Source organism: Mesobacillus thioparans (genome assembly GCF_965138835.1).
Classification (GTDB): Bacteria; Bacillota; Bacilli; order Bacillales; family Cytobacillaceae; genus Mesobacillus; species Mesobacillus thioparans.
In genome coordinates, this window is record NZ_CBCSFH010000025.1 from 1 (window position 1) to 22,094 (window position 22,094).

The 22,094-nt window shown below is 45.6% G+C and carries 23 protein-coding genes and 1 riboswitch; of the genes, 8 read left to right on the plus strand and 15 right to left on the minus strand.

Annotated elements, in window-relative coordinates:
- Nucleotides 1-167: 167 nt before the first annotated feature.
- The 9 genes from ACNAZ4_RS23270 to ACNAZ4_RS23310 all read right to left on the minus strand — a co-directional run bounded on the left by ACNAZ4_RS23270 (nucleotide 168) and on the right by ACNAZ4_RS23310 (nucleotide 6,706).
- Nucleotides 168-1,559, minus strand: a complete 1,392-nt coding sequence (locus tag ACNAZ4_RS23270) for an amino acid permease (RefSeq protein WP_415818593.1) — start codon at nucleotides 1,557-1,559, stop codon at nucleotides 168-170.
- Between the two features lie 303 nt (nucleotides 1,560-1,862).
- Entirely contained in the window at nucleotides 1,863-2,477 is a 615-nt protein-coding gene (locus tag ACNAZ4_RS23275; RefSeq protein ID WP_415818595.1) for an exonuclease domain-containing protein, read from the minus strand.
- A gap of 103 nt (nucleotides 2,478-2,580) precedes the next feature.
- Nucleotides 2,581-3,084, minus strand: a complete 504-nt coding sequence (gene thiW / locus ACNAZ4_RS23280; protein ID WP_415818597.1) for an energy coupling factor transporter S component ThiW — start codon at nucleotides 3,082-3,084, stop codon at nucleotides 2,581-2,583.
- A complete protein-coding gene (thiE, locus tag ACNAZ4_RS23285) occupies nucleotides 3,081-3,737 on the minus strand; it encodes a thiamine phosphate synthase (RefSeq protein WP_415818599.1) in 657 nt (218 codons plus the stop codon). Before thiE ends, thiW begins: the two co-directional genes overlap by 4 nt.
- Nucleotides 3,710-4,546: a bifunctional hydroxymethylpyrimidine kinase/phosphomethylpyrimidine kinase gene (gene thiD, locus ACNAZ4_RS23290; protein WP_415818601.1), complete on the minus strand. Its 837-nt coding sequence runs from the start codon at nucleotides 4,544-4,546 to the stop codon at nucleotides 3,710-3,712. The genes thiE and thiD overlap by 28 nt, the downstream gene beginning before the upstream one ends.
- Entirely contained in the window at nucleotides 4,543-5,364 is an 822-nt protein-coding gene (gene thiM, locus ACNAZ4_RS23295; RefSeq protein ID WP_415818603.1) for a hydroxyethylthiazole kinase, read from the minus strand. Before thiM ends, thiD begins: the two co-directional genes overlap by 4 nt.
- Before the next feature lie 53 nt (nucleotides 5,365-5,417).
- Nucleotides 5,418-6,179 carry a 3-oxoacyl-ACP reductase gene (locus tag ACNAZ4_RS23300; RefSeq protein WP_415818604.1) on the minus strand — a complete coding sequence of 254 codons (762 nt, stop codon included), beginning with the start codon at nucleotides 6,177-6,179 and terminating at the stop codon, nucleotides 5,418-5,420.
- A gap of 74 nt (nucleotides 6,180-6,253) precedes the next feature.
- Nucleotides 6,254-6,363, minus strand: a riboswitch (TPP riboswitch).
- A 57-nt stretch (nucleotides 6,364-6,420) separates the two neighbouring features.
- Nucleotides 6,421-6,576, minus strand: a complete 156-nt coding sequence (locus ACNAZ4_RS23305) for a hypothetical protein (protein ID WP_415818606.1) — start codon at nucleotides 6,574-6,576, stop codon at nucleotides 6,421-6,423.
- Nucleotides 6,569-6,706, minus strand: coding sequence for a hypothetical protein (locus ACNAZ4_RS23310; protein WP_415818608.1), 138 nt, complete (start codon nucleotides 6,704-6,706; stop codon nucleotides 6,569-6,571). Before ACNAZ4_RS23310 ends, ACNAZ4_RS23305 begins: the two co-directional genes overlap by 8 nt.
- Nucleotides 6,707-6,838: 132 nt before the next feature.
- On the opposite strand from ACNAZ4_RS23310, the gene pepT reads away from it, so the two are divergent.
- The 8 genes from pepT (at nucleotide 6,839) to ACNAZ4_RS23350 (ending at nucleotide 15,382) form a co-directional block, all read left to right on the plus strand.
- Nucleotides 6,839-8,071: a peptidase T gene (gene pepT / locus ACNAZ4_RS23315; protein WP_415818610.1), complete on the plus strand. Its 1,233-nt coding sequence runs from the start codon at nucleotides 6,839-6,841 to the stop codon at nucleotides 8,069-8,071.
- Nucleotides 8,072-8,245: 174 nt separating this feature from the next.
- Nucleotides 8,246-9,109 (plus strand): LiaG family protein, encoded by an 864-nt coding sequence (gene liaG / locus ACNAZ4_RS23320; RefSeq protein WP_415818612.1) that lies wholly within the window; start codon nucleotides 8,246-8,248, stop codon nucleotides 9,107-9,109.
- A 206-nt stretch (nucleotides 9,110-9,315) separates the two neighbouring features.
- Nucleotides 9,316-10,002 carry a YetF domain-containing protein gene (locus tag ACNAZ4_RS23325; protein WP_415818614.1) on the plus strand — a complete coding sequence of 229 codons (687 nt, stop codon included), beginning with the start codon at nucleotides 9,316-9,318 and terminating at the stop codon, nucleotides 10,000-10,002.
- Between the two features lie 126 nt (nucleotides 10,003-10,128).
- The gene (locus tag ACNAZ4_RS23330; protein ID WP_415818615.1) at nucleotides 10,129-11,865 is read left to right on the plus strand and encodes a LytS/YhcK type 5TM receptor domain-containing protein; all 1,737 of its coding nucleotides are present in this window, start codon (nucleotides 10,129-10,131) and stop codon (nucleotides 11,863-11,865) included.
- Nucleotides 11,866-12,597, plus strand: coding sequence for a LytR/AlgR family response regulator transcription factor (locus ACNAZ4_RS23335; protein WP_415818616.1), 732 nt, complete (start codon nucleotides 11,866-11,868; stop codon nucleotides 12,595-12,597).
- 189 nt (nucleotides 12,598-12,786) lie between these two features.
- A complete protein-coding gene (locus ACNAZ4_RS23340) occupies nucleotides 12,787-14,238 on the plus strand; it encodes a carbon starvation CstA family protein (protein ID WP_415818617.1) in 1,452 nt (483 codons plus the stop codon).
- A 2-nt stretch (nucleotides 14,239-14,240) separates the two neighbouring features.
- Nucleotides 14,241-14,396 carry a hypothetical protein gene (locus ACNAZ4_RS23345; RefSeq protein WP_415818618.1) on the plus strand — a complete coding sequence of 52 codons (156 nt, stop codon included), beginning with the start codon at nucleotides 14,241-14,243 and terminating at the stop codon, nucleotides 14,394-14,396.
- 62 nt (nucleotides 14,397-14,458) lie between these two features.
- Complete coding sequence (locus ACNAZ4_RS23350) at nucleotides 14,459-15,382, plus strand: ketopantoate reductase family protein (RefSeq protein WP_415818619.1); 924 nt, start codon at nucleotides 14,459-14,461, stop codon at nucleotides 15,380-15,382.
- A gap of 103 nt (nucleotides 15,383-15,485) precedes the next feature.
- On the opposite strand, the gene buk is transcribed toward ACNAZ4_RS23350, so the two are convergent.
- From buk to ACNAZ4_RS23380, 6 genes are all read right to left on the minus strand, one after another.
- Nucleotides 15,486-16,544, minus strand: coding sequence for a butyrate kinase (buk, locus tag ACNAZ4_RS23355; protein WP_415818620.1), 1,059 nt, complete (start codon nucleotides 16,542-16,544; stop codon nucleotides 15,486-15,488).
- 17 nt (nucleotides 16,545-16,561) lie between these two features.
- Nucleotides 16,562-17,482: a phosphate acyltransferase gene (locus ACNAZ4_RS23360; RefSeq protein ID WP_415818621.1), complete on the minus strand. Its 921-nt coding sequence runs from the start codon at nucleotides 17,480-17,482 to the stop codon at nucleotides 16,562-16,564.
- 18 nt (nucleotides 17,483-17,500) lie between these two features.
- Nucleotides 17,501-18,577, minus strand: a complete 1,077-nt coding sequence (locus tag ACNAZ4_RS23365; RefSeq protein WP_415818651.1) for a Glu/Leu/Phe/Val family dehydrogenase — start codon at nucleotides 18,575-18,577, stop codon at nucleotides 17,501-17,503.
- A gap of 300 nt (nucleotides 18,578-18,877) precedes the next feature.
- Nucleotides 18,878-20,002, minus strand: coding sequence for an NADH-dependent flavin oxidoreductase (locus ACNAZ4_RS23370; RefSeq protein WP_415818622.1), 1,125 nt, complete (start codon nucleotides 20,000-20,002; stop codon nucleotides 18,878-18,880).
- A 128-nt stretch (nucleotides 20,003-20,130) separates the two neighbouring features.
- Nucleotides 20,131-20,592 (minus strand): DUF1259 domain-containing protein, encoded by a 462-nt coding sequence (locus tag ACNAZ4_RS23375; protein WP_415818623.1) that lies wholly within the window; start codon nucleotides 20,590-20,592, stop codon nucleotides 20,131-20,133.
- Nucleotides 20,593-20,746: 154 nt separating this feature from the next.
- Nucleotides 20,747-22,051 carry a DUF2254 domain-containing protein gene (locus tag ACNAZ4_RS23380; protein ID WP_415818625.1) on the minus strand — a complete coding sequence of 435 codons (1,305 nt, stop codon included), beginning with the start codon at nucleotides 22,049-22,051 and terminating at the stop codon, nucleotides 20,747-20,749.
- Between the last annotated feature and the right edge of the window lie 43 nt (nucleotides 22,052-22,094).

The window sequence follows — 22,094 nt, forward strand, 5'->3', positions numbered from 1 at the left end:
GATGGCATCTGTTTTTAATAAACTTGGTTAATTGTTACTGGTAAAAAATAGAATTTACGGTAAGTGTGTTTGAGTTACCCAAAAAACTTAAAAAAGTATTTGACATTGTACGCTAAACAATTAAAAATGCGCCTGCTCTTCAACAAGGAAGAGCGGGCGCATTTAATTTACCCTGCATTTGAAATGTTCGTTTCATGATCCTTTTTATGAAAGCCTTTTGCATAGTAAAACCCTGTTAGAAGTACCAGCCACAGCGGCCCGATGAAAAGGGCGATTCTTGTGTCAGGGCTGAAGGCCATCAGTATGACTACAAAAGCCAGGAATGCCAATGATATATAGGAAGTGAACGGAAATAATGGCAGCTTATATTTCAGCTTGTCCACTTCATTCTTGTGCAGGCTTTTGCGGTAACGAATCTGTGAGAGGAGAATGATTGCCCAGGTCCAAATCGCCCCAAACGTCGCAATGCTTGTCACCCATGCAAACACTTTTGCCGGGACAATGTAATTCAAGGCGACTCCAATCAGCAATGCCCCAGCCGAGGCCAGAATGGCAAATCCAGGGACCCCGTTCTTCGTCAACTTGCTGAATTTCTGTGGCGCTTCCCCGTGGTTGGCTAGATTGAACAGCATCCGGCCTGTGCTGAAGATCCCGCTATTGCAGGATGATAGTGCAGCAGTCAGCACGACGAAATTGATGATGCCTGCTGCAGCAGGAATTCCTAATTGTTCAAAAGTGATAACGAAAGGACTTCCTTTTTCCCCGATCTCATTCCATGGATAGATGGACATAATCACAAACAATGCCCCGACATAGAAGATCAGGATGCGCCAGAATACGGAATCGATTGCTCTCGAAAGTGATTTCTCAGGATTCTTGACTTCACCAGCGGTAATCCCGATCATCTCGATTCCCAGGTAAGCAAACATGACCATTTGCAATGATAAAAGAACACCTTTAATCCCGTTCGGAAATAAGCCGCCGTTCTCCCATAAGTTCTGGATCCCTGTTGGAATTCCGCCATTGCCGATTCCCCATATGATCATGCCGGCCCCTGAAACAATCATCGCCAAAATCGTGACAATCTTAATCAGCGCAAACCAAAATTCAAGTTCCCCATATGCTTTCACGGCCAGGAAATTGACTGATGCCATGATCACCAGGGCAGCGAGCGCCCAAATCCAGCGTGGTGTTTCCGGAAACCAGTATTCCATGTATATGCCGACTGCAGTGATTTCTGCCATGCCTGTTACAATCCATAGAAACCAATAATTCCAGCCAGTGATGTATCCTGCCAGCGGTCCCAGGTAATCCCTCGCATACTTGCTGAATGATCCGGAAACCGGCTTTTCAATGGCCATTTCCCCAAGCGCTCTCATAATGAAAAACATAATCATTCCACTGAAAGCGTAACCCAGCAAGATTCCTGGACCCGCTAATTTGATGGCAGTTGCTGAGCCGAGAAACAATCCGACCCCAATCGCTGCCCCTAAAGACATCAGGGTAATATGCCTCTGCTCCAACCCCCGCTGTAGTTCATTTCCTGTTGATTTTTTCATGGTGAAATTCCTCGTTTCTAATCCCAATTGTATTCCTCGTATAATAATCTTCTCGACTGCCGCCAAATCATCTTGGTTGTTAAAAACCCAAGATATTGGCATCATAACCTACTTCTTATAAACATATAAAAACAAACTTAAACCTTTTTTATTAGAAAATTACTATTCTTTAAAAATTTACTTTTGTCATTTTACCATGAAAAGCGCTCATAAAAAATATGTAAATTTTCTTAAAATGAAAAAAAACCTTTTCGACCATGAGATAGTCCAAAAGGCAGACGCGCGAATGATATTTATGAAAAACTAGTAAAACATCCGTCTTCTTTGTTTGGTGGCTGGCTGGTACTTCCGCATTGGACCGTACGCCAGCACTTCTTTTAAATAGTAATCTCCGTCAGGATTCTGTTGCTTCAAAAGTTCTGTCAAATATGTAATATCATCCATCGCCCTGTGGGTCTGGTGATTCGAGATGTTGTGCGCCTGCAGCAGCGTCAGCAGCTTGCTGTTCGGGAAACCATGGTTTTTCCATTTCACATTCTTCATCGTGCAATACCACTGCATCTCATTGACTTCCGGATACATCCGCAATAAGAAGCTTCGGTCGAAGGAAGCATTATGCGCAAAGATCGCATCGGTGCGATTGAAGTATTCCATGATTTTTTCATCGTAAAATGTCTTGCCGCGCACCATGTCGTAATGAATCCCATGGATCCGGTATGCCCTGTCATAATTTCTTTGCGCTGTTGTCGACAGCGGCTCCCTTAGATAAGAATCTTCATCAACTATATCAATAATTTCCCCTGTTTCTTCATGAAAAGAAAACAGCTTCAAAGCCAATTCTATGATTTCATCCGAATCCGGACCCAATCCCGTCGTCTCCACATCCACTACCAATCCAAGCTTGTTCTCTTTGCTCAAAATTGTCACCCTTTTCAGCTGGTATATATGATTCTATTTATCATCATATAGCAGGAGTACTTTCATTTCCAGCTAAAGGCAGTGGGAAGCAATCATTTCCAGACTACATTCTGTTGTTCATCTCCAATCTATTCGCAGCGTTCTTCATGAAAATTTTCAGAAGCGTGAAGCCGATTGCTGCACCAGCAAGTGAACTCGCGAAAAATGCCGGTACCATTCCAAACAAGGCTGCTTCTTTACCCAGGAACAATGCAGCAATCGGATAGCTGGCAATCGCACCAATGATGCCGGTGCCAACTATTTCCCCTGCGAATGCAAAGCCCACTTTCGCCGTTTTTTTGTACAAATAGGCAGCCAGAAGAGCGCCGATCATGCTGCCAGGAAACGCGAAGACTGATCCAGTGCCCATTAAATTCCTGAGCAAAGAAATCCCAAATGCCTGGGCAACAGCATAGTATGGACCAAGCAGCACGGCTGACAATACATTGATAAAATGTTGCATCGGAAATACCTTGACGATTCCGAGCGGGATAAACAACATATGGCTCGTCAATGTACCGATCGCCATCATCATCGCAGCGAGGGTAATCTTTTGTGTATGTCTCATTTTTTACCTCCTTCGATTTTTTCTCTTAATCCGGCCGCTGCTGCCCTTACATCCTCGGCATGGCTGATCGCTGTGATCACAGAAACACCGTCAGCACCGGCATTCGTTACAATGTCTGCATTATCGGCATTGATTCCGCCGATCCCGACCATGGGTATGCCGAAGTCTTTCAACTTCTCAATCATGGCCGTTCCCTGGACCTCTTTTGCATCCTCCTTTGTTGCCGTTGGAAAAATTGGGCCAACCCCAAAGTAATCTGCCCCTGCACGAATTGCTTTTTCAGCTTCTTCCCGACTGTGAACGGAAACTCCTAGAACCTTATCTCCGATTTTTTCACGAACCTGGAGTGCCTCCTCATCCTCCTGGCCGATATGGACTCCATCCGCATCAAGCTCAAGTGCCAATTCAATATGATCATTCACAATGAATGGAATGCCATTTTCCCGGCAAACATTTCGCAGCCTCTTGCCAAGCTCCAGCCTTTCCGAATCACAAAGACACCCCTCTCCTTTTTCACGGTATTGAAAAATCGTGATCCCTCCGAGAATCGCTTCTTCAAGCACTTCGACTGGTTCCTTAAGACAATTTGTGCTGCCGGCGATAAAATACACCTTCAGCAAGCTCCTCATTTTTCCAGGACTGATTCTTGCCATGCGATGACCCCGCTTTCCCTTTTCAAATTATAGGCCCAATGGTTAGTAGGTCCATGTCCGCACCCGATATTCAGCGGGTTCGCAATAGCAGCCTGAATGAAATCTTTTGCCACAGAAACCGCTTCATGGACCGAAGACCCTTTCGCAAGCTTTGCTGTGATGGCAGCGGAAAATGTACAGCCTGTACCGTGGGTGTTCTCCGTCATAATTCTTGGAGTGGAAAAGTACGAGTATTCTATTCCATCAAACAGGACATCAACAGATTCGTTTGTTTCCTCATCATGCCCGCCTTTAATCACTACATTTTTCGCTCCAAGGATATGTATTCGTTTTGCCGCTTCCTTTTTCTCATCCATGCTTTTTATAGACATGCCAGTCAGCACTTCGGCTTCGGGAATATTCGGGGTAATGATGAGGCAGAGCGGGAGCAAATGTTTTTTCAGGGCCGATACAGCCTCCTGCTGGAGTAATGAAGCCCCTCCTTTTGCGATCATGACCGGATCGACAACGACCTTTTCCCAGCCAAACTGCTTTATTTTTTCCGAGACCGCTTGGATGATTTCCGTGTTAAAAAGCATTCCCGTTTTCAATGCGTCCGTTCCAATGTCCTCACCGACAGATTGAACCTGATTGGCTACCGCCACTGCGTCCATTGGAAAAACTCCCTGGACACCAAGTGTATTTTGCGCGGTAACAGCAGTCAGTGCCGATGTGCCAAATACCTTTAGTTCCTGAAATGTTTTCAGGTCTGCCTGGATTCCAGCTCCGCCGCCGCTGTCCGAGCCTGCGATTGTCAATGCTCTATTCATATCAAATTTACCTCCTTCTGCTCGAAAGTACTTTTTCTATTAATCTCCTCTTCATTGACAAGGTATAGCTGGTTCAAAAATTCAGCCTGGAAACTCCCTGGCCCACTATCAACACTTTTTTCTGCAGCGATTTCTGCTGCCACTCCATAGGTGGTGACTGCAGCCGCTGCTGCCTTGAGTAAATCCTTTTCAACAGCAGCAAAAGCGCCAATCACTGAAGTAAGCAGGCAGCCAGTCCCCGTTACTTTGGTCAAAATCGGATGCCCATTATGGATAATGAAAGCTGAGCTTCCATCCGTTATAATGTCGTCTTTGCCTGTCACGGCAACTATGGAATTGAGCCTTTTAGCAACTGATACGGCAAGAGTGAAAACATCCCTTCTTGATTCCCCAGCATCAACTCCCCGGATGTCCCAGCTTTCTCCCGCTACATTGGCAATTTCCGCAGCATTTCCCCTGATGACCGCAATCTCCAGTTCTTCCATCAGCCTTCTTGCCGTTTCCGTCCGATAAGCAGTCGCCCCTGCACCGACCGGATCAAGAATGACTGGTACTCCCTGCTCATTTGCCGCTTTGCCGGCAATCAACATCGACTGTACGACTTCAGGCTGCAACGTTCCAATATTCAGTACAAGGCTACCCGCCATGCCTGCCATTTCGGCAACTTCTTCATGTGCATAGGCCATAACCGGAGATGCTCCCAACGCCAGCAAAGCATTGGCAGTAAAATTGGTTACCACAACATTGGTAATGTTATGGACGAGCGGATTCTCCCTGCGGACCTTTTCTAGCAAACCAGCAATCTCTCTTTTATCCATTCCAATTCCTCCTTCATCCTCATGCCGCCGTCTACGACCAGAATTCCTTTTATTTAGTCCATCACCAGACCGCCATCTACGACCAGATTTTGTCCGTTAACCGCGCGTGCCCATGGAGAGGCAAAGAACAAGATCGAGTCTGCAACTTCTGCCGGGTCTGTCACTTTACGAAGCGGTGTTGACGATTCGATGAGCTGGAATACTTCCTCCGAAGTAGCAGAGCTAGCATCCGTCATTTTGAGCAATCCGCCAGAAACCATATTGACAGTTACGCCGTACTTGCCAAGATCATTAGCCATATTCCTTGTGAATCCCAGCAAAGCTGCCTTGCTTGTTGTATAGTCATGATAGGCGACAACCGGGTTCTGGAACAGGTTCGTGCCAATGTTGACGATTCTCCCAAATTTCACTTCTTTCATATCCGGCAGTCCCGACTGGATGGTATTCAATGCACCGCGAACCGCTCCTTCAAGCTGCTGGTGATAATCTTCCCACCCAACTGCGAATGCATCCTTATTCGCGATAGGGTCAAACTTGAAATTGACAAGAGCATTATTCACGATGGTCGTAATCGGTGCCCCGAAATGTTCTTTTGCCAACCTGAATATGCTTTGGACCTGTGCTGGATCTCGTACATCCGCTCTGAGTGCAAGGGCATTTTCGCCAATGGTTTCTGTCAGAACCTTTGCCTTTTCTTCATTCTTAAAATAGTTGATGACAACTTTTGCACCTTCCCTCGCAAAAGCTTTGACCGTTTCTGCACCAAGTCCACGGCTTCCTCCGGTTACTAAAACAATTTGATCTTTTAATTCCATTTGTTTAAACCTCCTTAAAATATAAAAAAGCCAGATCCAAATAATGGACCTGGCTTAAAAGCATAGTAAGAAAACTTTCTCTCACACTACTTTCCTACGCTGGTATTACCCAGATCAGGTCCGAAGGGTTAAAAGACTTAGCGTCTTCCTCTCAGCCCGCAGCAGGGCACCCCTAGTAGTTCATCGAATATTCAGTTGTCTTTATCCTAGCCTTAACTCTTATATATGTAAAGAGTAAAGTTCATATTCTGCGATTTTTCAATTCTTCCCGGATTCCTTTTAACAGTTCGAGCTGCTGGTCCTGCTTATCAATTATTCTGGCAGTCATTTTCTGCAAGGTGATCGTAATCGACCAGAGTGACAGCATCAAAACAATGACGACGCCAAGATCAATCATCTTTCTTTTTCCCTTCGGTTAAGTCGTCATATGGTGTGTAGTTGTTGCTCGGCAATTTACCGGAACGGATCACCTTGAAAATCAAATAAAACACGACAAACAGTACAATGAACGTGAAAACATATCCCATACTGTCCAGCCTCCTTTACTTTATTATACAATAATCCCGATACAAAAAATGGAATTTTCATTCTTTTTAAAATGGTGTTCGGGACAATCTGTGCTAATATGAAAATATACATAGTAATGGGAGATGAAAGCAATGAAAAACGAGATAATCGAGAGGTTCACATCTTATGTGAAAGTAGACACGCAGTCTAATGAAAACAGTGAAACTACTCCATCGACAGAAGGCCAGTTCACCCTTGCCAATATGCTTGTCGAGGAGTTGAAGACAATCGGCATGGAGGAAGTCACAATCGACGAGAATGGTTATGTGATGGCGACACTTCCCGCCAATACCGATAAGGACGTACCAACAATCGGCTTCCTTGCCCACGTTGATACAGCCACTGATTTTACCGGCAAAAATGTCAATCCGCAGGTTGTCGAAAACTTCGATGGCAGCCAGATCATCCTGAATAAGGAGCAGAATATCATCCTGTCGCCAGCTGATTTTCCTGAACTGCCTCAGTACAAAGGCCACACATTGATTACAACAGATGGTACGACTCTTCTCGGTGCCGACAACAAGGCCGGAATCGCTGAGATCATGACAGCGATGGCTTATTTGATCAACCACCCTGAAATCAATCATGGAAAAATCCGTGTCGCTTTCACTCCTGATGAGGAAATCGGCAGAGGACCACATAAATTCGATGTTGAGGCATTCAATGCAAAATTCGCTTATACAGTGGATGGCGGACCGCTTGGCGAGCTGGAATATGAAAGCTTCAACGCAGCAAGTGCAAAAGTGACTTTTAAAGGAAAGAATGTCCACCCCGGAACAGCAAAAGGCAAAATGGTGAACTCCGCCAAAATCGCGATGGAATTCAATAGCAAGCTTCCTGCCGGAGAAGCACCTGAGCACACAGAAGGATATGAAGGCTTCTTCCACCTTAGCTCGATTAATGGGGATGTCGAGGAGACGACGCTGAGCTATATCATCCGTGACTTTGACCGTGAAAGGTTCCAGGCACGCAAGGACTTGATGCAGAAAATCACCAATGAGCTGAAGCTTACTTACGGAGAAACCCGCGTTCAACTTGAAATGAATGATCAGTACTACAATATGAAGGATAAAATCGAACCGGTAAAGGAAATCGTCGACATCGTCTATGAAGCGATGGAAAACCTCGGCATCAAGCCAATCGTCAAACCAATCCGCGGCGGTACTGATGGTTCGCAGCTGAGCTATATGGGACTGCCGACTCCGAATATTTTTACCGGCGGCGAGAACTTCCACGGCAGGTTCGAATATATCTCTGTGGATAATATGGTGAAATCTGTTGAGACAATCTTAGAAATCGCGAAACTACTTGAAGCGAAAGCGTAAGAAATTACACCAAGAAGCCAGATTCCCGAACCAATAGGAATCTGGCTTTTTTGCATGGGCGACATAACCCGAAATCAGCCTCAGGTCCCATCCGAATATAAAGCCGTGGTGCATTGGGAAAAGGAATGTTTTGCCTTAATCTGAATATAGAATGAAACGGAGAGGTGTTTTTTAATGAAGCGTATTTTAGTAATTTTCCTGGTGATCACCGGGGCTTATATCTGTTGGAATTATATGTTTGACGGAGACGCACTTAACTTTTCAAGAGCGGAAGACTCAGCGAAGGTGACCAATGATACGGAAAAAATCACGATCGATGTTTCCAGTGTCGAAACGAAGATTGTGCCAGAGGCACGTGATGATGTGCGTGCTGAATTGGATGGTAAAGGCTCGGTAAAAGTGAAGCAGCAAGGCGATGAAATACAGGTAAGTGTTAAGCGGAAAGGCTTTTTCTGGTTCAATTGGTTTGGGATGGATCAAACTTCACTTACCGTCTATATCCCCGATGATTATGAAAAAGATATGGACATCGAGCTCGGTTCCGGAAAAATTGCTTTCAAAGGGAAATCAGCACAACAGCCGATGAAACTGAGAAACCTGGCAATCGATGTTGGTTCAGGCAGCCTCACCCTGGAAAATTTCGATGTTGAGAATCTTGAGCATCAGAGTTCATCTGGTGAGGTTAACATGGAATCGATTGATGCTGCTACCGGTTCATTTGATGTCAGTTCAGGCAGTGTCCAAATCAAAAATTATTCCGGCAAGCTCGCGGGTGATGTATCATCGGGGGAGCTGGAAATCCAGATGAACCAGTTGACGGATGATGTTAGCCTGAACGTCAGCTCCGGCTATATTGAATTGGATTTGCCTGATGACTCCGATTTTACTCTGAATGGAAAAATAAGTAGCGGAGACATCACGTCCGATTTTCCGCTTGAAAATAAAGAGGAATCTGACAACCGACTCCGCGGCAAGCATGGCAACGGGAAATTTGAAATCAACGCTGATGTATCAAGCGGGAATATTAAAATAAATTAATCATTGGCGAACTGGAAAAAAATCGTTCATAATTACCAGTTCGCCAATAAAAAATGCCTACTCTGCCAATATCAAGATTGGTATTGGTTTTCCCACCTCGTTTTTTTCAAGTTTTTCCTTATATATTTTCAAAACTGACATTAAGAACTATTTTTTTAAATAAAAGGGGCAATATAATCAAAAATACCTATCTTTCAAGGAGTATCATGGAAAACATTTTGACTACCAGTTTGAGAACCCTTTTAGGCTTTGGTGTATTATTCCTTCTTACTCGTGTACTTGGCAAAAAGCAGCTCAGCCAGATGACCTTTTTTACTTATATAACCGGAATTGCTCTGGGAAATATAGCCGGTGATATGGTTGTACATAGAGACATTAAACTAATTAATGGGGTTACCGGTTTGACGCTCTGGGCTTTCTTAACGCTTACCATCGAATACATCGCTCTTAAATCTCCTAAGGCAAGAATTCTGCTGGACGGAGAACCGACCATTATTATCAAACAGGGAAAAATAAATGAAAAAGCGATGAAGTCCAATAAGCTAAATATGGATGACCTCACTATGCTGCTAAGAATTAAAAATGTTTTCTCAATAAAAGAAGTCGATTACGCAATCCTTGAACCAAATGGACAAATCAGCGTGTTAAAGAAAGTGGAATATGAAAATGTTATTAATAAAAATACTGGTATTCCCATTACACCACGAAAATTCTTACCTTCGGAACTGGTCGTCGATGGCCGTATCGTTAAAAAGAATCTTACTGAATTAAGCTTGAGTGAAGACTGGCTGGCAAATGAATTAAAAAAGAAAGGAATCAATCGATTTGAGGAAGTATTTTATGCTGAGCTCCAAAGTGATGGAAAAGTAGTTGCAGAAAAACGCTCTAAGTAACCTTCCCATCAAGTGCTGGGGGGGTATTTCTTTTGTTAGTCAGCATAAGCTCATACTCTTTTACTTTATTTCTCTTTCTATTAAAATGAGTTCAGATATTATATTAACTTTTCAAGGGGAGCAGTTATGTTTGAATTACTCATCACGATGCTCGAGCGTCTTGGCATCATTGTGACAATTGCCTTCATTTTAACAAGGTTCCGCTTTTTCCGGGGCTTGATTTACCATGATTCACTAAACCGCCGGCAGCAGTATTTAGCGATTGTCTTCTTCGGTTTTTTCGGGATCATCGGTACCTATTCAGGCATGAGCTTCTCTACTGATAATCTGCAGTTCAATCCATGGGCTGCGGATCTTGCGTCAGATGAGGCGATTGCCAATTCGCGTGTCATCGGTATTGTCATCGCCGGCTTGCTTGGCGGCTACAAGGTTGGGATCGGCGCAGGGCTCATTGCAGGGCTCCATCGTTTCACGCTTGGCGGCTTTACTGCTCTTGCCTGCGGACTTGCGGCAATCGTCGCCGGCGTCATTTCCGGCCGTTTTCAAAAAAAGAGAAACAATATCAATCTGAGGACAGCCTTCATGGTCGGAGCTATTGCCGAAACGGTGCAAATGATGATCATCCTTTTGATCGCGAAGCCGTACCATCAGGCGCAGACTCTCGTTGAAATCATCGGTATCCCCATGATACTGGCGAACGGGCTCGGCTCTGCCCTATTTTTGATGGTCATTAAAAATGTCGTTTCTGAAGAAGAAAAAACAGGGGCGATGCTTGCCCAGAAAACGCTGCGGATTGCCGACCAGACACTCGCATATTTGCGCAAAGGCATCAATTCGGATTCCGCCCGGGCAGTCTGTGAGATTTTACATAAGGAAGTCCAGACAAGTGCGGTTGCGATGACAAATAAGACGGAAATTCTCTCCCATATCGGCCTGGCGGATGACCATCACCGTTCAACCAGCCCGATCCAGACGCAGATCACCCGGGATGTACTAAAAAGCGGCAAGCTGGTCATCGCGAATGATGAGACGATCCACTGCCGGGAAGAGAGCTGCCCGCTTGGCGCCGCGGTGATTGCCCCTTTGAAGCTGCGTGATGAAACGATTGGCACTCTTAAGTTTTATTTCAAATCGGAAAAAGAAATCACCAATGTCGTCATTGAATTGATTTCCGGACTTAGCAACCTGCTTAGCAACCAGCTCGAAAGCGCAGAAGCTGAAAAAGCATATCAGCTTGCCAAGGAGGCAGAAGTAAAGGCGCTACAGGCCCAAATCAGCCCACACTTCCTTTTCAACTCAATGAATGTCATTACCTCACTGATCAGGATTGACCCGAATAAAGCGAGGACGCTTCTTGTATCACTTTCGCATTTCCTGCGGCAGAACCTGAATGCCACGACCGTGACGACCACCACACTTGAACAGGAATTGCGTCATGTGAAGGCCTATCTTTCAATCGAAGAGGCTCGTTTTGTCGAGAAACTGAAGGTTACTTATGATATTGATGATGACGCCCTGCTTGTCAAGATTCCGCCGCTGACATTGCAGCCGATCGTCGAAAATGCAGTCAAGCACGGCATCAAGAATATGGACCAAGATTGCCACATCCGTATCTCCATCCAAAAAGAGGAGAATGGTACAATCGTATCTGTTGAAGACAATGGGCATGGAATAAGCAAGGAGCGGATGAATCAACTGGGAAAGCAGATGATTGAATCTGATACAGGTAGCGGAATTGCCCTGTTCAATGTCAATCGGAGGCTTGCGATGAACTTCGGTGAAGAATTCTCCTTAAGGATCGCCAGTGAACCTGGAAAAGGCACAAAGATTTCTTTTACGATTCCACAAGTGGAGGAACGGTAGATGGACAATAGTATTCGGACATTGATAGCAGATGATGAAATGTACAGCCGGGATGAACTGAAGCATTTATTGAAATCATTCCCCTCCATCCAGGTTGTCGGCGAGGCGGAGACAGGTGAAGCGGCAGTCGTCAAAGCTCTGCAGCTCCACCCTGACGTGGTATTCCTGGATGTGGAGATGCCAAAGATGAACGGCATGGAAGCCGCTAAATCGCTGATGGCTTTAAAAAAAGCGCCATTGATCGTTTTTGCCACCGCCTATCCGCAATTTGCGGCAGAGGCCTTTCGATATGAAGCGGTTGATTACTTGCTGAAACCTTATGACGAAAACCAGCTGAGTGAAACCATCCTCAGAATCGAGAAGCATTTCCTCCAGCCGGCCGGGCAAGAGCCGGGAAAACCATCAGGCAAGCTTGCCGTTGAAGGAGATGGCGAAATCTTTTATCTTGAGCCAAAAGACATCCTTTATATTTCCCGGGAAGAGAAGTTTTCAAAAATCGTAACGGAAGCAAAAGAATATGAAACAAAGACTCCATTAAAAGAACTTGAAAGCCGGCTCCTTCCGTATTCCTTTTTCCGGATCCATAAAAGCTATCTTGTGAACCTAGAATATGTCACTCGGCTCACCCCCTGGTTCAACGGTGCTTATCAGCTTGAAATCAAAGGCCGGGATGAAATGCTTTCGGTGAGCCGGAATTATGTAAAGGCATTAAGGACCCAGCTTGAACTATAATAAGCAGCTATTGAAAAGCATCTGATCAGATGCTTTTTTTGCATTTCAATATATTCACGATGCATTTTAATCGACAAATTCTGCACTTCAATCCCGTTTTCCTGCATCTTGTTCACAAAACCGCCACATGTAACCGTTTTCTTTTATAATGATTGCAAACGCATACATCAAAACTCAAGGAGGTTTCCTATGTATACCTTTCTAGCTGGTATTGCACTTTTAATCATTGGTTATTTTACGTATGGAAAGTTTGTAGAAAAGGTTTTCGGCGTGAACGAGGGTCGTTCCACTCCGGCTTATACACATAAGGATGACGTTGACTATGTGCCAATGTCGACAGCAAAGAACTCATTGATCCAGCTTCTCAACATCGCTGGTGTCGGACCTATTTTTGGACCGATCATGGGGGCGCTATATGGACCGGTCGCTTTCCTTTGGATCGTTCTTGGTGCCATCTTTGCCGGTGCTGTCCATGACTACCTCACTGGGATGATTTCGATCCGGAACAGAGGTGCCCACCTTCCTGAACTTGCAGGGAAATTCCTCGGCAAGGTCATGAAACACGTTGTAAATGCATTTGCGATTCTTCTTTTACTATTGGTGGGAACCGTGTTCGTCACAGCTCCGGCCGGACTTCTTCACAATTTGATGGACGGAAAAGTGACGATGGGCCTCATCATCGCAGCAATCTTTGTTTACTATATTTTAGCGACACTTCTGCCTGTTGATAAAATCATCGGCCGCTTCTATCCGATCTTCGGCGCATTGCTGCTGATCAGTGCGGTTGGAGTAGGCGCAATGCTTATCATTACTGGAGCACCAATTCCAGAATTATCATTAACGAATTTCCATCCAGGCGGCGCAGCGATTTTCCCACTGTTATTCTTAACGATTTCCTGCGGAGCGCTGTCAGGTTTCCATGCAACACAAACACCGATCATTTCTCGTACAACGCAAAATGAAAAGCAAGGCCGCAAGATTTTCTACGGCATGATGATCGCTGAAGGTGTCATCGCGATGATCTGGGCTGCTGCTGCAATGAGCTTGTTTGATGGCTATAATGGCCTGAACGATATGCTTGCAAACGGCGGACCTGCTGCGATCGTCAGCGAAGCTTCAACATTGATGCTCGGCGCAATCGGCGGAACACTTGCAGTACTGGGTGTAATCGTACTGCCAATCACTTCTGGCGATACTGCATTCCGAAGCGCACGTATGATCATTGCTGACTACTTCAAATTTTCACAAAAGAAGATCACTAGCCGTCTTTGGATCGCTGTTCCATTGTTCGTGATTTCTTTCGCACTGACTAAAGTCGATTTCACCATCCTTTGGAGATACTTCTCCTGGGCTAACCAGTCCACTGCGGTCATCGCACTTTGGGTTGGTGCCATGTACCTGTTCATCGCCAAGAAGAACTACTGGATCGCAATGATTCCAGGCATGTTCATGACAGCGGCTGTAACGTCTTATATCCTAAATGCGCCAATCGGATTCGGTCTGTCTCTGACAATTTCCAATATCGGGGCGCTAATCGTAACAGCTGTCATCACGGTCATGTTCTTCAATGCTGCGAAAAAAGCTCGCGCTAAAAACATCCCGCTTGATGAAGATATTTCGAACTACAACAAGGTGGCGTAACGATGAGCGGATGCTGCAGTCCTGAATACCGCAAGACAGTCAATGAGAAGGAAGAACAAGTCAACAATAGAGGGAATGAGCAGCTACCCCTTTTTGCCAAAATCATTATTGTCCTAATTACTGCAGGCGGCATCCTGGGTGCCATCCTTGCAAATTAAGCAGGAAAAGTGCACGCTTGAATCAGGCGTGCACTTTCACATAGTCTTGGAGGTTGATAGATATGAAAATATTAATCGTTGGTGCAGGAGCAATCGGCGGCTATTTTGGCGGAAGGCTCCTGGAAAAAGGAGCGGACGTGACATTTCTTGTGCGTAAAAAACGACAGAAGCAGCTTAAGGAAAACGGACTGGTTGTTTCCAGCATCCATGGCGATCTGCATTTTCCCGCTCTGCAAACAGTTGGACCTGAGTCGCAGCCTGAGCCTTATGATGTGATCCTCGTTTCCACGAAGTCCTATCATTTGGACGGCGCGATTGACAGCATTCGTCCATTCGTTGGCGACAGGACAATGATCCTGCCTTTACTGAACGGGATTGCCCATCTTGATGCTTTAACCGAAGCGTTCGGTCCGGAAAAAGTGATCGGAGGACTTTGTTTTATCGAAACAACCCTGGATGAAAGCGGGAAGGTGATTCAAACCAGCCCAGTTCAGGATTTGGTTTTCGGGGAACGAAATGGTGAGCGTTCAGAAAGAATCCTCCAGTTACAAGCCACTTTTGACGATACCAAGGCCAACTTCCGCCTCTCTGAAAATATCGAGCAGGAAATGTGGCAAAAATACTTATTCATAACATCTTTAAGCGGCATCACTTCACTGTTCAGAGCCCCAATCGGTCCTATTCGGGAACAAACACAGGGAGCGGAGACGATCAAAAGCCTGCTGCATGAGACAGTAGAGATTATGACTGCGATCGGTGCCCCACTTTCAGAAGGGGCGATGGATGCTACATGGAACAAGCTGAACGAAATTGGCCACGGCATGAAGTCATCCCTTCAGCGTGATATAGAAAAGTCCCTCTTGACAGAAGGTGACCACCTGTTTGGCTTTTTGCTGAAGAAGGCAGCCGAGCTTCAAATTGATGCCCCTACCCTGTCAGCTGTTTATGCGAATGTTGATATTTACGAGAGTATGCTCAATTCCTAAGGCTGTAGTATTGTAAAAGCAACATAGTTTACGAAAAGAGCATTCCTGAAAAAACAGACAAATGCCTGCAGCTATTGAATTCCCATATCTGCAGGCATTTTCACTAATATCTTTCTGCTTCTTCCTGCCCTGTCAGCACTCTCAAGGCACCAAATGCCAGGGCTTCCATTTCTGCTTCACCCGGGAGGACAAATACTTCGCCTATGAAACTCACTTTCTCGCGGATCCACTCTGTGATCATTTCTGAATGGGAAATGCCTCCTGTAAGAATGATGCCGTCTGCCTTCCCCTCCAAAACGGTTGCCATTGCCCCGATTTCTTTGGCTATCTGATGGACCATTGCCTTTAAAACAAGAGCTGCATCAGGGTCTCCAGATTTAACACGTTGTTCGATTTCTATCACGCTTTTTGTTCCGAGATAGGAAAAAATCCCGCCTTGTTTTGTCATTCGCTGGAGTAATTCCTTTTCACTGTATTTCCCTGAAAAACATAGCTGGACAAGCTGCTTTGCCGGCAGTCCGCCAGCCCTCTCTGGAGAGAACGGACCCTCGTTTTCGGCATTGTTCACATCGATCATCCTGCCGCCCTTTAACGCTGCAACCGAAATGCCGCCCCCGAGATGTGCGGCAACAAAGCTTGTATCAGCTAATTCCTTCCCAAGCTCAGCTGCAATTTTACGTGACACCGCTTTGATGTTAAGCGCATGGACATGGCTCTTCCTCTCGATATCTGCTAGACCGGAAATCCTCGCTTCTTCAATCAATTCATCGACACCGACAGGATCGACAATGAAGACAGGCAACTGATATTCTCTGGCAATTTCAGCAGCGATGATGGAACCGAGGTTGGATGCATGATTGCCGTATTTTCCTGAACGCGCATCTTCCAAAAGGTGATCATCCACAAAATATGTCCCGCTGCTCATTGGCTTCAGCATTCCTCCCCGGCCAACGACAGCGGCCAGTGAGGAAAGCTGGAAATCCCTTTTCTCCAGGACACTCATGATGGCATCAAGCCGATACGGAAGCTGCGCTGTCAGATCCGCCAGCTTCATGAGTTCAGCATCATCATGGCGAATGTTCTCTTCAAACAGCAATTTTTCATGTTCATAAACAGCCAGTTTCGTAGAGGTCGAGCCGGGGTTAATACCTAGAACTTTCATTGATTTTCACCTATCCTTCATACACTGACACTTGTATTGGAAGCAGCAACGACCGCAAGCGCAATCGAGGCTAATTTTGCCTCAGCTGAATCTGAGCGTGAGTTCAAAATCAATGGCACCCTGGCACCAAGTACGATTCCCGCCATCGTTCCCCTGGCGAAATATGTTATCGCCTTTCCCAGGAAATTGCCCGCCTCAATCGTCGGGACAATCAACAAGTCTGCCATCCCGTGAAGTTCGCTGTCCAGCCCTTTGTGCAAAAGCGATTCCCTGCTGATCGCCAGGTCCAATGGAAGCGGTCCTTCAATCAGCAGCGGCTGGCTGGATTCTTTTTTTACCAGGATGGCCAGTTCGTCTGCCTCCACGGTGACAGGCATTTTCTCGCTGACACGTTCATTCGCTGCCAAAATCGCCACCCGCGGCTGGTCTACGCCGATTCTTGTCAGAAACTCGACTCCATTCAGGATGATTTGCTTTTTCCCCTGAAAATCCGGTGCTATATTGATGCCTCCATCTGTCATGTAGATCAGCTGTTCACTTCCCGGTATATCGAACACGGATAGGTGACTGATCAGGCGGCCTGTTTTTAAATGAAGATCCTTATCCAGCACCCCTTTTAAAAATGGCGTGCTGTTCACAAACCCTTTCATAATAGCCTGAACATGCCCATCACTCGCCAGCTTAGCAGCGATATAGGCATTCTCCTTTTCAGAATAGGCAGGATAAACAGGAAATTCCTCCACTGAAAAATCAACTTCCTTTGCCAGCTCAAAGATTCTTTGCGGATCGCCGACGAGGCAGGGTTCAATGATTCCCAGCTCGAAGGCCGCCTTCACAGCGACGAGCACATCGAGATCATGGGCGGCTGCGATGCTCATTTTTACCGGCCGCCTTGCCTGTGCTTCGGCAATGACCTCCTTAAAGTTCCGATAGCGCATTCTTTAACCTCCTGTTGCTTATCCTCTGTATTTGCTCTGGATTCTGCTGATTTTTTCAATCTTCTCTTCTACTAATATATTTGCAGCTTTATACGTTGGTATATCGTGATTTTTGGAGATTTTGTAGATTTTCCCGAGGATGTCATAAATCATGCTTGCATTCTTGAAAGCCCGTTCCCTGCTGTAGTCGTGCAACTCGTCCGCTACCTGGATCAGCCCGCCGGCATTGGCGACATAGTCGGGTGCATAGAGGATTCCCTTCTGATGCAGCATGTCGCCGTGGCGTTCTTCTGCCAGCACATTGTTCGCAGCACCGGCGACCGCCAGGCATTTCAGCTTTGGAATACTGATGTCATTGATCACAGCACCAAGAGCATTCGGTGAAAAAATGTCGCATTCAACGGTGTATATGTCTAAAGGCTCAACTGCCTCAATATCCGGATATTGCTCCAGAACTTCTTTTACATTTTCCTCAAAGATATCCGTGACGACCAGCTCCGCTCCTTCATCATGAAGATGCCCCACCAGGAAGCGTCCAACTTTGCCAAGCCCCTGCACGGCAATTTTGCGTCCCGCCAATGAATCGATACCAAATATCTCTTTGGCGGTCGCTTTGATCGCCTTCCAAACTCCATAGGCCGTAATGATGGCTGAGTTGCCGCTGCCGCCATATTCCTCCGGAAGCCCGACCAGATAAGATGTTTGCTTTGCGGCGGACACGAAATCCTTGCCGACTGTTCCTACATCGGTCCCTGTGTAAAAGCGTCCCTTCAATGTTTCTATGAACGAGCCAAAGGCCTGGAAAAGTTCATCCGATTTTTCAGACTTGGGATCGCCGATGATGACGGCCTTCCCGCCTCCGTATGTCACTCCTGAAACTCCGCATTTATAGGTCATCCCTTTGGAAAGGCGCAGTACATCCCGCAGCGCTTCATCGGTCGACTCATAATCCCACATCCGGCAGCCGCCGAGTGCTGGACCAAGAGTCGTATCATGGATGGCGACAATCGATTTCATACCGGTGGCTTTGTCATAATTGAAAATCACCTGTTCATGGCCATGTTCCTTCATTTCTTCAAAAAGATCGAGCACCATTTTCTGTTCTTCCGTTAGCAACACAAACATCCCTCCCGTAATCGGATCTGGCAAGGCTGTGCCTATCTGCAGGATGGATCCAGATCTTCGAATTAAACGTAAGCCCTTACACCATTACATTATAAAGAGTTTCGCTGCCGCTAACGGTGACATATCTTACACTTATGTGGCAAAGCAGTGGGAAAAAATCGTTCGGAAGTTCCAGTTCGCCAATAAAGTTGTGAACATCGCCAATAAAACAAAATTTCCTCAAAAAAAGAACCAAAGCACAGCAGCTTTGGTTCTTTGTAGAGCATTTTTTTATTGTACACCTGGAAACCAGCCTGGTGTGTTGACGATTGCTTGCCATAATGGATCTGGTACGACGAGGCGCGCCTGCGCACCTGTATCAAGCTTTGTTTCAATTTCATTTTCACGGCCGGTCTCGACTTTTTCAACCCAATCCGGGTCAATGATCAGTTCACGGCCTAGCGCGAGCAGCGGCACTCCTGTTCCGAATGCCTTGATCACATCTTCCGCACTGTAAAGTGAACCGACACCGATGACAGGCACTTTTTTCCCGACTCGCTCATGGATGACTTCCATCCGTGAACGGTCATCATCCACACCTCTTCTTGGCTTTGACCAGAAATCATTCAATGATACGTGCAGGTAATCAAGATTCTTTTCTGCGAGGGCATCGATCAGTTCGAGGGTGTCTGCCATCGTAATACCTGGCTCCTCCGGCTCTTCCGGGGAAAATCTGTACCCGATGATGAACGGTGCTGTTGCATGCTCAGCTGTTACTTTTTTCACCTCATCGACAACTGCTAGCGGGAAGGCCATCCTTTTTTCCAGAGAGTCTCCCCATTGATCTTCACGCCTGTTTGAGTGAGGTGAGAAGAATTGCTGGATCAAATACCCATTGGCTCCATGGATTTCGACTCCATCAAAGCCTGCCTCGATTGCGCGGCGGGTTGTCTCTCCAAAGGCAGAAATGATCTTCTCCACTTCTTCCACTGACAATTCACGCGGAGCTTTCGCACTGTTCCGCTCTGATTGAACGGCACTTGCACTGACGATATCACCATCCGGCACTAGTTCTGGCGGACATTCGCGGCCTCCATGAAAAATTTGCAGCACAGCTTTTGCGCCTTCCGCCTTTATAGCTGAAGCCAGATTGCGCAGACTTGGAATCATCTCATCTGTATCTGCCCCGAATTCACCTTTGAAGCCTTTTCCATCCCTGGTCACGTATGTACAGGCCGTCACTACCATGCTGACGCCTTTTGAACGGCGGGCATAATACTTTACCTCTGCGTCTGTCACGGTTCCATCCTCATTGGATGAGAAGTTTGTCATCGGTGCCATGACAAGACGGTTTTTCAGGCTGACTCCATTTTGAAATGAAAAAGAATTGAATAACGGTTTATATTTTTCGTTCATTTACTTTTTACCTCCTTTTTTCGATATACGAAAGATTTTTCCTAATCTGCTGCCTGCTAAACATCTTCGTTATTATTTGTATCTTCCCGGAAAAAAACAGCGGGAAATTACTTTTCCGCTGTCCGCTATTACTTGGTTGTTTTTTCGATCGCCGCTTTGATGCTTTTTGCCTGCTGCTCCATATCGCCAATCCCCTGAAAGTGGAGATACATGATTCTCGGTTTTTCAAAGAGCATATGGTTGTGCAAAGCAGAGATTTCAATTTCCCCTTTTCTTAACTCATCCAGGACAGGGTTTACTTCATCCTGCAGCAGGGCCAGTTCTCCCATAACAGCTGTTTGCCGATCAACGTTTTCAAAACTGATATGGAAGGCAAGTTCCATCATTTCCATTTTCAGCTTTTTATCCATGAATGTCGGTTGTTTTATATTTTCACGGATGATTTCCACTTTGCAGACACCATTTGCGTTTTCCACGTCTGTATTGAAAATTCCTTTCAGCTTTTCGCAATCTGCGTTGCCCTGGGCATGTGCCGAAGCCGGGAAAAATAATGAAAAAAGCAATGCTGCTGCTATCAAGGACCTTAACATTTCAGGCACTCCTTTTTTCCATTAGCATCCCTTTTTTATACTTCGTTATTCCTGCCCTTAAACAAAAGGCTGTTTTCGCAAAACAAAAAGACACTCTGCCTCAGCAGAATGCCTTCATTCCTTGATCATGAAAATTTGAAAACCTGTTTCCATCCTAAAGCGCTATTCCCAAAACGGTGGAAAGTTCTTGTTTCTTTTCATTCAAATAGAGTTGGTCCAGTCCCTTCAGTTCATCGGTATTGAATTTTTCCATATTGTAAATATAAAGCTCCCAGATGCTTTTCTTCAATGATTCATCAGCTGAACTTCCGATTAACAGATATGCATCGATCAGGGCTGTAAGGATTGAAAAATCCTCGCTCCCATAATGGATGATCTGGTAAAAAGATAGATATAAGATGTCAATGGTCCTTTTTTGTTTGCCAATGATCCTTGGCTGCATTTCTTCGTCATAGTAAGCGATATAGCGGCCATTTGAACGAATCCGGCACAAGTGTGAAAGCGCCATGCCAAGATAGGAAATACAGACTCTTGCTGTATTTGGATCATTGATACCGGGGGATATCGCCCTTAACGCCACCTCGACGATTTTCTGCAGGGCAAATTCCGGATCCTGAATCGATGAACGTTCCTTGCCAAGCTTCAAGTACTGGTTCAGCACTCCATCGATATCCTCGGCCACTTCCCCACTATGATGGACCCTGAAGGCAATACTGTCCTCAGTGAGAAAGTCTCCATTCAAAAAATTCGCCTCGACCCCAATTTTATGATGAGCTGCATATTTCAAAAGGCCGTGATAGTCTGTCAGCTGTACATAGCCATATCCCCTGCATTTTACATCCTTGATGAATTCATAGGTGAAATCTGCATCTTCCCTGTCATCAATCACATTCGTATATTTGCTTTTTAAAGTCTGTTCCTGCCTTTTAATCACCTTCATCGCTCCATCAGTGATTTCACGGATCAGTGTGCTGACCTGAATGGAGGTTGCCACATTATGAATGAAATAGGCGAAAACACCCAGGCAAATGAATGCAATCACCACTCCAACTGAAGCGGAAACCACTTCACTTTCGTACCAGTTTTCACTCATGAAGAGCAAAGACATGACCGAGTAGACAAACCCTCCCATGAAGATTCCAAGAACTCGCATTGTCAATGGATCTTCTACGAAATTATTCAGCGTTCGCGGAGAAAATTGGGATGAATATGTAGTCAATACTACCATTATGGTTGAGAACGTAATCGTGGTCATCGTCAAAAGTGCTCCGGAGAGCGAACCCAAAATTGTCTGCGCCAGATCGACGCTGGTAAGCAAGAATGATGGGACAACTTTCTCTGACAGTCCGTTATGGTCAATATATATCACAATCAATGCCAGCAAAAATGCAAGCACACTATAAATAACCGGCCTGAGCCACATACTTTCCCTTATTCTTAAAGCAATTTTTCTTAACAACCTCAACATCCCCCTAATTGCCAACTCTGTCTTTACTTATTTA